Origin of the sequence: Desulfosporosinus sp. FKA (assembly GCF_002196785.1) — a bacterium.
Taxonomy (GTDB): Bacteria; Bacillota; Desulfitobacteriia; order Desulfitobacteriales; family Desulfitobacteriaceae; genus Desulfosporosinus; species Desulfosporosinus acididurans.
Map to the genome: position 1 here is coordinate 405,050 of NZ_NAHZ01000032.1, position 11,276 is coordinate 416,325.

Genomic DNA, 11,276 nt, shown 5'->3' on the forward strand with positions numbered 1-11,276 from the left:
CAAAGCGGTCTCAGATAAGTTCATCTCTCTAGCCATATAAAGCATACTTTAAGAATAGGAAATTCATCTAAAACACATACACCTGCTGGATTGCCCTTGAATCGTTCAGTAGTAAAAGAGTCTACTTGGAAAATATCAACCATAATTAACCTCCATTATTAGCGAAATCGAAATATATCATGACATGTAACTACGATATTCCCACAATGATGTCCAGAGCTATTGTATGTAAATGGCTCCGGACATCATTGTGGGAGTATTGTCATAAACATCATTTACCAAATTTCTTCCACTATCTCAATGCAATCTATTATTACAGGTCGACAAATTTTCTCAACTATTCATTGTTGCTGGTCCTTATAGGCTTCCTTGATTAGGTTGTACTCGGTTTTGTCATGTCAACGTTGGCAGCCAGGTCTAGCTCATCAATAAAGCAACTGGCCGTCCAACTCGCTCCTGTAATGGATGGAAAGGTGATCATATAGGTGTCGATGTGCTACTTACGAACTTGTTGTAGAGTAAATTTTGACCGTAATCCGAGGTATCGAAGAAACCTTCCACGGTGAACTTTCCGGGATCAGCAAGTCCGGCAATGAATTGTTTAAAACCATTCGGGCTGGACAACGTGGTTACGTCAATGGACGTTCGTTTCATCTGGGGGCTGGTGATCTTGGTAATTGTGTCGATAGCCGTGGCTCCAACCGTTAATTTGGCACTGACTTGTCCACACTCTCCACAACCACGACGACTGCATGGGGTCGGTTCTAATACTGTGCGCATCTTGTTGATTAAGAATAGTTTAGGCGGTCAAAGTGTTTTTCGAGGAGGCATATCCATTTTGCAATACTATGGAATTTCCAATTGCAACTTTCGGTACTTTTATCTTACAACAAACACTCCTTTCTTACTCGGGATGGTGGGTGATTTCGAAATCTAAGACTCCCTGGAACACTCGGGTTCTGACCTCCTGTAGCAGAGACGGCATCATGTGAAAATCGTCCTGGACTTCTAAACTCTGAACAAAAACACCGCCTACTGTCGTAAGCGGCAAGGTTTCCAGGAGATGGCGAATGCGTTTTTGTAAATCGAGAAGCGCCCAGGAATCATCGTGATAAAGTTCAACCATGTAACTGCTGGCGAGCATTTTATAGCTTGAACTCAAATCCATCTCCGGTTCACGCTTATAGCGGCGAAAGACACAATACGGTGTTGGAACAGGATCAAGGACAGCAATATAGTACATTTTATAATCACTGCCGGACTGAAAGTCTGGGATACTCGCTTTCATGAGGGAGTACAAACACCGTCTTCAAGGATATTAATCACCACGCTCATGGTTTATCACAAATGTTCAATCAAGGAATACTATTATATAAGGAAGAAGTTCTTATGTTGCACCAAAGGGATATGGTGTTTAGGGAATACATACCCGCAACATAGGAGACTTCTTCCGCCATTTTTTAGCTTTCATTTTGTACTGCCTTATCAATCCCTTTGGACAATTCTTCAAGGATGGCATTCTTTATTTCGCTCTTTGGTAAGTGTTGCTTTCAAATAGAGAAATTGAGTTATTTTAATTGGCTTAGGTTGGGCAATGGTAATTGGTTCAGTAAACCCTATGAATTTTGATTGCTGGGATAAAAACGATTTCGATTCATATTGTGACGGTGATTGGGATGAAGACCTGTTTTAAACTCCCGAATAAGCACTAAAACCGCCGTCTACCGGAATTACCACACCGTTGATAAAGCTTGAAGCAGGCTTGGCAAGCAGAAATAAGAGTGTACCGATGAGCTCCTCTTCTTCACCGAAGCGTCCCATGGGCGTACTGTCAAGAATCTTGGCCGTTCTGGCTGTAGGAGTTCCATCGTCATTATATAATAGCTGGTGATTTTGTTTGGTAACAAAAAATCCCGGAGCCATAGCATTAACACGAATACCGGTTTTTGAAAAATGCACCGCCAGCCACTGGGTAAAGTTGCTGATCGCAGCTTTGGCACCCGAATAGGCAGGTATTTTCGTAAGAGGCGTATAAGCATTCATGGAAGAAATATTAATGATACTGGCATCTTCTTTGCCCAACATATCTACGGCAAACACCTGACTAGGAATCAGCGTACCCAAAAAATTTAGGTTAAAGACAAATTCAACACCCTTAGGATCAAGATTGAAAAACGTTACAATATCCTTATCCAGGTCACCTTCAAGATAGTATTCGTTTGTTGTTGTTGCCCGCGGATGATTTCCCCCTGCTCCGTTAATCAGAAGGTCACAGCTCCCTAAATCAGCGTTTATCTGAACTCTAGCCTGTTCTAAACTTGCTTTATCAAGCACATCAACTTTATAGGCCTTGGCAAATAATCCTTCTGCGACGATATCATCAGCATATTGCTGGGCATTTTCTATATTACGGTCTAACAGAGCAACCTTTGCTCCACACTGGGCAATGGCTTTAGCAAACATGCTGCAAAGAACGCCGCCCGCACCGGTCACAACAGCTACCTTATTATTCAAATCAATATCAAAAGGTATTTTCACTAAATATTCCTCCTCATTTTTCCAAGAGTCTCCCAGATTCCGGTGATATAACTGGCCCCAAGTGCCCGGTCAAATAGGCCATAGCCTGGTTTACCCGTTTCGCCCCAAATCATTCGGCCATGGTCAGGTCTTAAGTAACCTTCAAAGTGATTTGCGTGGAGAATAGATAAAATTTTTACGATATCCAAGGAACCAGAATCTGAAAAGTGAGCACTCTCTTCAAAACCGCCATCATCAAGAATTTTCACATTGCGAACATGCATGAAGTGAATTCTGCCTCGTGCGCTGTATTTATCAATCATTGCATAGATATTATTGAGTCTTGAACATCCTAGTGACCCTGTACAAAAAGTCAAGCCATTATAAGGGCTATCAACGAGCTTGAGAAAACGATCAAGATTCTCTGCACTGGTGATAATCCGCGGCAGGCCAAAAATATTCCACGGTGGATCATCCGGGTGGATGGCCATTTTGACGTCAGATTCTTCGGCAATGGGAATAATTTCTTTCAAGAAATATTCAATGTTTTCCCATAGCTGCTCTTCATTGATTTTGGCGTATTGCTCAAAAAGGAGCTTTAAGTCTTCTTTTTTGTAACTGGAATCCCATCCCGGCAGGGCTAATTCGCCTGAAAGAGGATCCATCTTTTTCAGCTGATCTTTGTAATAAACCAGGGCTGTTGAACCGTCGGACAGTTTTCTATCAAGCTGGGTCCGAGTCCAATCAAAAATGGGCATAAAATTATAACAAATGCATTTAACGCCAAATTCACCTAGTCTGCGAATAGTTTCTTTGTAATTTTTAATGTATAAATCACGCGTTTGAAGGCCTAGTTTAATGTCCTCATGGACTGGGACACTTTCAACAACATCAAACAACAGGCCTTTTTCTTCAACCATTTCCTTTAGTCTTGAAATACTCTCACGACTCCACACTTCTCCAACCGGCACGTCATAGACGGCGGAAACGATGCTTTGCATATTCGGAATCTGGCGAATATACTCAAGTTTTATAGAGTCTGTTTCACCATACCATCTAAACGATAATTTCACTTTTTCACCCCACTTCTAAATGCGCCCAATGATAAATAGGGTTTCCAACAAAATAGGGTAATATATCGGCAAACACCAAAAACTTTTCTTCGTAAGAAGTGAGATAGTGGGCCCCAAAAATTGACTTTGCTATACATTAATGGGGATTAAGCATCGAAATATAAATTTCACAACTAAAAAATAGGCAAGAATAGACATATCTAAAATGACTGTTTGTTTAATAATTGTGTAGTCTTTAATTTGTTTGCAAGGAGATTAAAAGCAACATAAACAAGCCAAAATCGAATATTTTTTCTTAGTACTATCTTCCTTGTTCCGGCTTAAGTATGGGTAATATCTCCCGTTAATGAAATGGTAAATTTCACGAATCATTACAAAAATGACTATAATGGATACCATTATGTTTGTTATAAAAATAATGAAGCATATTATTTTCTCCCCTAACCAATTCTCTTGGATTAAATGCAACGTTTTTATCTTTAATATTTTTAAATTACTTTAAAAATATTATAGGTAAAGTAACGGTTAAATATCGAAACATTTGGACTATTTCACTTTAAGGTAACCCTCATCGACCAAAAATTGATGAAGGTAGATTAGCTATGTTCTTTAATAAAATAATTATGTTTTTCAGAAGGCCCATCTCCCCTTTTATATATTCACTTTTTAAGGCGAATTGTGTATAATATAAATAAATTTAATAGCGAGGTGAATCAAACCATGAAATATTCCTTTATTACGTCATTTTCTGTCGAAGAATGTGAAAATAAGATAGATCACATTAATAATATTAATGACGAGTCAATTTCCATTATTTCGAGTCCCCATCAAATTGCAAAAATCAACCGAAAAAACAACACATTTTGGACTAGTTCCCCAAATTTGGCAAGAGACGCTTTTCCTTGGATTTTCAAAGGACAATTCACAAAAACAAATGAGGGGACGCTGATCAACGGAGAATTCAGTTTGTCCAAATTTGTCTTAACCATAGCGATAGCGTGGGAACTATTAGCATTTTACGTTTTACTTACCGGTATTGAAACAAACCATCTTAAAGTAATTTTAGCTGCATTTGTAATGACAACAGGCATATTATTATTGTTGTTTGCCGGCATTAATATGAAACGTCAGATGATAATTGATTTTATCATCAAAACCTATGAAGCCAAAACACTTACCCCAAACAGTATTGATTTACCTGTTCTCTCTATTAAGTCAAGTAAAATAAGATACGTAACCGAACCCCGACGACAATAGCCGCCGGGGTTTTAATCTATTAAAAAGATGCCAGTTAAAAAATAACGGAGATTATCTGATTGCTAAGCATGGGAAATATTTGAATTATGTACCGGTACAAACACTATATATTTTTTTCATTAATGATCAAATTTCTATAAATCAAATCACTTCTTCTACTAAAACCAAGGGACTGCCAAAATTTGTTTCCTAAATCATTCGACGAAAACACAACAAGTGCGACTTTGTTTATTTCTTCTTTTTTTAAAGCATTAATCACGTTATCAACCAATGCTCTACCTATTCCTCTTCCACGATAATCCGTTTTGACCGCAGTATGATAGATATATCCTCTTCTACCATCATGACCACACAATATTACACCAACAATGATATTTTCTACTTGAGCAACAAAATTTGTTTTAGGATTTCTTTTAATGAATTTTTCAATACCTTCAATTGAATCATCTAAACTACGCATACCCATACCTTCAGTACTTTTCCATAATTGATTAACTTTGTCATAGTCCTTAACGGACATTAATCTTATATTCACAATTCTCCCTCACCATGCCATTATCTACCCCTTTACATGCTCGGCATAGGTGCCCCGTAGTAACTATCTAAAATTAAGCCATAATTCTTGACCTGCCAACGAAAAGAATCTATTGTAAACAGGTGCATTATCCTTTCCTTTCATCTTTCATGCCGCGTTTGCCGACACTCTCTCCATCTAAAACCTCCGGACTAGGGTAGATGCCCTGTTTTTCCAAAAGTTTGCGCAGTTTTTCAATCTCGCGCACAATAACTGCAGTCGGACTATATAATCCCAGCACATATTGCTGGTATTTGCGTGCCGTGGCAATGGATGCCGCTTGTTCCGGTGAAGAACATTCCAAAAGGCTGAGACGCAGGAACGTGACTTGGCCAAAGGACTCAACCCACTGCTGAACCGTCAGAACGAGATTATCGGGCAAAGGATATGTACTTAAAATTCTCAGGGTTGGCAGAACTTCGGCCGCCGGCATTCCCCGTTTCAGAGCATTCAGAAGATAGGTTTTATCCAAGCGGTATTTTAGCATCTGATCCTCCTGCACAAGCTCCGCGATTTGGCTTAGTTTCCAGCGGGCAGACCAAGAGGCGGAATGAGGCAGCAAGATTTCGAAGTTAGGTTGGACATAGGCAGTATCAGGACCGCTCATGGGATAAATTTGGTCTGTCATCTTCTTTATTTCTGCAGTCTCTGCTTCAAGCCCGTGATTTTGTAATAAATTTTCCAGGATTAACTGACCGAGTGGCGTTACCCGCACTAAAATATCCTTTTCATACTTGCCCCAATCTAATAAACCCAGAAAACGCAGGGGATCGAGAAAGCTGACGACAATTTCATAGTTTAAGAGATTACATATATCTACCCCAAACAGCTTGCCGACCAAATAACCCCAACTAGTCCAGTTAGTACAGCTGCTCAAAACAGGCAGTACTAAGAAAAAGCCCTTATTCCGAACAGCCTCAAAGTGCTCCGGATAAATCGAACAAAGCAGTTCTTCTACTTTAATACTTTCAGGCAATTCTTTTGCTATCGTTGTCAGCACCAAACGATCACCTTTTTGCCCGAGCAGGTGGAAATGCCGGGCAATGGCAAAGAGCCAGAAGAAATAGCTTTCCGGATCAAATTCTTCGGCTGATCCCGCCGGCTCAGTCAGGACTGCCAAAATACGTTTTAAGGAGTGTTTGTTGATCTGGTGACTCTGGGTGACAAGCACGTCTCCCTGATCCACCATAATCAAAAATTTAAAAAGATTATCTAAAGTGCTCAATAAATCTGATTGATAAAGCTTTTGCGGTTCAATGTCTTCATTAAATTGGACTTGAGCGTGAAGAAACCGCCAAAAAGATCGGGCAGCCTCTTCTTTAAAACTATAGGTATTCGGATATCGTCCCTCGTATAAAAAGCCAATCTTAAACCATTTTGTGAGAAGCCTTATTACCTCAGAATAACCCAGCCCCGTTACATTCCAATCTAAATAGTAAAAGCTGGCATGATCATCGTGATCATAACTGCAAAAATAATTGGTGCTTTTATCCTCCAGCCGGGCATAGGCCATGTAGGCAAAGAGAATTCGCTCCACAGCATCCATTCTGGCAAAATAATCCGGCCAAACTTTCGGCTTAAGCCTCTTTACGGGAGCTTCCTTGGGTTTCAACCGAGGTTGTGAACTTGACCGAGGAGAATTCGTTTCAGCCGAAGCCGGATTTTCCCTTGTTTCCTCTGCATAAATGGGCGATTTAAAACCTGACGGCAACTTTTGGCCAAATACGGGCCGCCACTTTTTGGATTGTTCTTGGTCAGAGGGTATCGGCTTCTTCATGGCTCGAGATCCTCCTCTATCATGATTTTATAAGCATACCCCTGTTCTGTTAGAAAAAGCTGGCGATGCATGGAAAATTCCTGTTCTTTGGTATCTTTAGAAACCAGACTGTAAAAATACGCTCGGCTTTCACCCTGCTTGGGGCGGAGAATACGGCCGAGCCTTTGGGCCTCTTCCTGCCGGGAGCCGAAAGTTCCGGAAACTTGGATAGCTACATTAGCGTCTGGCAAATCTATTGCAAAATTGGCAACTTTGGATACCACTAAGCAGTGCAGATGACCGCTGCGGAACTCTTCATACAGGCGTTCACGTTCTCGCTGCGGTGTTTTACCAGTGATTAAAGGGGCCTTCAATTCTCGGGCAAGCAGTTCCAATTGATTTACATACTGCCCGATCACTAACACCAGGTCCTCCTTATGACGCTCCATTAATTCAGAGACTTTGTCCAGCTTGCGGGGATTCTCTGCTGCTAAGCGGAATTTCCCCTTTTCTTCAGCTAAAGCATAGTCCATACGCCGGTCTTTACTCATATAGATTCGCCATTCCAAACACTCAGCCGTGGCAATCCAGCCTTGAGACTCTAAAACCTTCCAAGGAACATCCATTTTCTTGGGGCCAATCAGCGTAAAGACTTCTTCTTCGTTGCCGTCTTCCCGTACCAGGGTCGCTGTCAAACCTAAGCGGCGCTTGGCCTGAAGTTCTGCTGTGGCACGAAAGACGGGGGCAGGTAAGAGATGCACCTCATCATAAATGATAAGTCCCCAGTTCTTTTCATTAAATAGTTGAAAGTGATCGAAATCTCCACCCGCCTTAGAACGGTGAGTAAGGATCTGGTAAGTGGCCACCGTCACCGGACAGATTTCCTTTTTTTCGCCAGTGTATTCGCCCATTTGTGCGACTTCAAGGGTTGTTTTATCCTTTAACTCACGCAGCCATTGTTTGACAGCACTATTATTCGTCGTCAGGATCAGAGTTTCACACTGCAGCTCCATCATTACTCCCATACCGATGACGGTCTTGCCGGCGCCGCAGGGAAGAACCAAGACGCCGCTCCCACCGCGCTCTGAACCCTGTTGGTGAAAGGATTTGACGGCTTCCTGCTGATAGGGCCTCAGGCCAAAGGACTCACCTTTGACATTTACGCTGCGCCAGGCCATGGGCAAAGGACTGCCCTCACTATAACCTGCCAGATCTTCCACAGGGTAGGCGAGTTTCATTAAGAGCTGCTTTAATTGCCCCCGGGCTTCCGGGTTGATTTCTACCTGAGTCAGAGACGGGCTTGAGAAATCACTGTTCCTGGCCTGTTCAGCAAAGGCCAGCAAAAGCTTGACCTCTTTATGACGAACAATTTCCAAAAGAATTACCGGGTCTGCAGTCGTGAGCCGGAGCTTATCTCCATCTCGCAGGAGCTTTACCAGGCCGTACCGGCCCATGAGCTGCTGAATTTCCGTGCGTACAGAATCCGGCAGCGGAAATTTACTGTAACGCTCCAGACCGTTCAGCACTTCCGCAAGTCTTACTCCACTTGAAGCCGCGTTCCATAGCGATAACGGAGTGATCCGATAGGTGTGGATATACTCCGGGCTTTTTTCCAGTTCGGCAAAGATAGCTAACGTATCGCGCGCCTCTTCGTAAAGTGGATTATGTACCTCTAAGAGAACGGATCGATCACTCTGAACGATCACTGGATTTGTCGCAGATAGCATGTTATAGTTTCTCCTCTTGGCGAATAATTTGTACTAATTATAGCATAAATTTTCGCACCGAAAGAATCATTTGGACAGTACTCATGGAGAGTGCCGTCAGATCGTTAAACATACGTTCTCATGTCTGGGACTTAGTTTTTAAAACACGGATGATTTCGACCACCACCTCAACTAGAGTTTAGTGAACTTTCTCAGCGGTACACCATAGTGATTGTTACCCATGATTTGCAACAGGACCGGTCCAACATACGGATCAACTTAGGCAGCTATAATCATAAGGTCAACGAGACTTTTACATCCGTTGACCTTAGTTGTTTGTATTTTTGCCAAATTTCTAGTTTAACTACTACTTGTTTAGCTCAATCTTAAATTTCAAATCTTCTCTTAATTCCACATTATCTAGCGCTGTTGTGCTAACGTTGTATTTCTTGTTTGGATCTAATGCTGTAAAACCAATTGTGAATTCATTAGGGTTCTGTATGTCTTTTCGCTTCACATACGTTTTAGGGGTCAATATTTTCCCAGTATTATCTTTTAAAAAGAACTCAGTTGCCTGAAAATATGGGGCTTTACCTTCTGCTGTGAAATTAATAGTGGTAGTATTATTTTCTGTATTGATTTCATTAATAATCAGCTTCCCAAATCTACCTTGAGGAAGTTCAATAGGATATACTCCATTAATTACTTTGTTTATTTCTACAGGCTCCTTAGTTTCAACACTTAGCTTTGTTTCCTTACCATCTGCATCCATCTTCACACCGCCTCCAGCTGAAGGGATAATCCTACAGGGAATAATCGTTAAATATTTAGGCATATTATTCATGGTCTCATAATCCATTTCACTGTGAAAAGTCTGCGTATTTGAGTTACTGCTTCCTCCGCCAATACCTTTCGGTATTAGTTCTACTCCCTTATCATCAAAAGCGAGCCAATAATCATAATCAAAAAGACTATCTTTTAGTTTCCTATTTTTATCCGTATAATTTCCGCTGACAAAAATAGCTGTATCGATTGGTGAAAAGACAACTTTATCGATAGTTACCTTACTATCTGGGAAATCAACTACTTTTTTAGGGGTAAACACAGTACTATGTTTAGTTAATCCGTCCTTAGACACACTGAATGCAAAATCCCATTTCCCTTTTATGCCCCTGATATCATCAATATCCAAATCCACATTAAATAGATCCGAGTTTTGAGGCAAGTTAGTATGAATTTCTTCACTGCCCACATAAGTATTATCGTCCTGATAATTCCCCATACCGCTGCCGCCTCCTGAAACAGCTTTTCCATTTATCTTTAAGAATTTAGAAATCCCTACTACCTCTAAATCATTAATCTTTTTAGCACTTTTTATTGTATAGCCTATAATCAATTTCGAATTATCCGCAAGAGCTTCATTTATTGTGACTGTTATCCCATTGTCCGTTACGCTTTTATTTATCATTTGTGAATATTCAGCATAGTTTCCATGATATCCAAATTGGTTATTAAGGGCTTGGGTGATCGAGTTCAAGACAGGAACATTTTCGGCAAAGGCAGGATAAGCTGTGCCGATTCCAATTAAGCACACTAACCCAACGGCAACTGCCGTGGAACAATATTTAAATAATTTTAAACTAAAATTGCCTTTAATCCTTTTATTTAAATATTTTTTGATCCTTTCTTTTTGAAGCTTCGATATTTCATCACAATCCATATCATTTATCTCACTTTCATTTTCCTCAAAGCTTACTTGATTAAATAATTTAAAGATATCTTTTTCTTCAAGATTAAAATCTTTGTAATTCATCTTACATCTCTCCTTTCAAAGGAATAAGCTTCTCCTTTAAGAATTTCCGTCCTCTTGAAAGCCTCTTATCAACTAAATTTCTATCAACATGAAAGGTTTTGGCTATGCTTTCAATTTCCTCAAACAAGAAATATCTTCTAATGAATATTTCTCGATCCTCATCTTTCATGTCATATATTGCCGTTAATAGTTCCTCTCTGTTTTCCTTTGAAATTATTATGTTTTCCGTACTTTCTTCATCAGGGAAGGTATAATCATGAATACATTCAGTAGTATTTTGTTTCAAAAGCTTTCTTTTGAAGTCAATTGCCTTGTATTTCGTTACCGCAGTAATCCAATATTTAAAATCACCTTTACTCTCGTCAAAACTTTGAATATTGTTCCACACTGACCAAAAAACTTCATTGACACATTCTTCAATATGTTGAGAAAAGAAACTTGTATTCAAAACACTACGTACAACTTTGAATGCCAAATTACTGTAACTGTCAACTACAAATTCCAAAGCTCTACTCTCTCCCTTTTTCATTTGTAGGATAAAGTTAGTTTCATTTAATTCCACCCTTTAACCCCTCTCTTT

Annotated in this window: 10 protein-coding genes; 1 reads left to right on the top strand and 9 read right to left on the bottom strand. The window is 40.3% G+C overall.

The genetic code is table 11. The annotated features are described in order from the left end of the window. Positions 1-477: 477 nt before the first annotated feature. The 4 genes from B5771_RS24380 to uxuA all read right to left on the bottom strand — a co-directional run bounded on the left by B5771_RS24380 (position 478) and on the right by uxuA (position 3,590). Positions 478-654, bottom strand: a complete 177-nt coding sequence (locus tag B5771_RS24380) for a hypothetical protein (RefSeq protein WP_172408311.1) — start codon at positions 652-654, stop codon at positions 478-480. A 250-nt stretch (positions 655-904) separates the two neighbouring features. Continuing rightward, positions 905-1,288: a hypothetical protein gene (locus B5771_RS18800; RefSeq protein ID WP_088188894.1), complete on the bottom strand. Its 384-nt coding sequence runs from the start codon at positions 1,286-1,288 to the stop codon at positions 905-907. Between the two features lie 401 nt (positions 1,289-1,689). Beyond that, positions 1,690-2,538, bottom strand: a complete 849-nt coding sequence (locus B5771_RS18805) for an SDR family oxidoreductase (RefSeq protein ID WP_088188895.1) — start codon at positions 2,536-2,538, stop codon at positions 1,690-1,692. Then, on the bottom strand, positions 2,538-3,590 hold the full coding sequence (uxuA, locus tag B5771_RS18810) for a mannonate dehydratase (RefSeq protein ID WP_088188896.1): 1,053 nt from the start codon (positions 3,588-3,590) through the stop codon (positions 2,538-2,540). Before uxuA ends, B5771_RS18805 begins: the two co-directional genes overlap by 1 nt. Positions 3,591-4,310: 720 nt before the next feature. On the opposite strand from uxuA, the gene B5771_RS18815 reads away from it, so the two are divergent. Next, entirely contained in the window at positions 4,311-4,847 is a 537-nt protein-coding gene (locus tag B5771_RS18815; RefSeq protein WP_047811412.1) for a hypothetical protein, read from the top strand. 103 nt (positions 4,848-4,950) lie between these two features. Here B5771_RS18815 and B5771_RS18820 read toward each other — a convergent pair whose 3' ends face one another. The 5 genes from B5771_RS18820 to B5771_RS18840 form a co-directional block, all read right to left on the bottom strand. After that, positions 4,951-5,382: a GNAT family N-acetyltransferase gene (locus B5771_RS18820; RefSeq protein ID WP_088188897.1), complete on the bottom strand. Its 432-nt coding sequence runs from the start codon at positions 5,380-5,382 to the stop codon at positions 4,951-4,953. Positions 5,383-5,509: 127 nt separating this feature from the next. Further along, positions 5,510-7,198 carry a helicase-associated domain-containing protein gene (locus B5771_RS18825; RefSeq protein WP_088188898.1) on the bottom strand — a complete coding sequence of 563 codons (1,689 nt, stop codon included), beginning with the start codon at positions 7,196-7,198 and terminating at the stop codon, positions 5,510-5,512. Next, on the bottom strand, positions 7,195-8,904 hold the full coding sequence (locus B5771_RS18830) for a DNA repair helicase XPB (protein ID WP_088188899.1): 1,710 nt from the start codon (positions 8,902-8,904) through the stop codon (positions 7,195-7,197). Before B5771_RS18830 ends, B5771_RS18825 begins: the two co-directional genes overlap by 4 nt. A 346-nt stretch (positions 8,905-9,250) precedes the next feature. Then, complete coding sequence (locus B5771_RS18835; protein ID WP_088188900.1) at positions 9,251-10,696, bottom strand: DUF4179 domain-containing protein; 1,446 nt, start codon at positions 10,694-10,696, stop codon at positions 9,251-9,253. Position 10,697: 1 nt separating this feature from the next. Next, entirely contained in the window at positions 10,698-11,258 is a 561-nt protein-coding gene (locus B5771_RS18840; protein WP_088188901.1) for a sigma-70 family RNA polymerase sigma factor, read from the bottom strand. Positions 11,259-11,276: the final 18 nt, after the last annotated feature.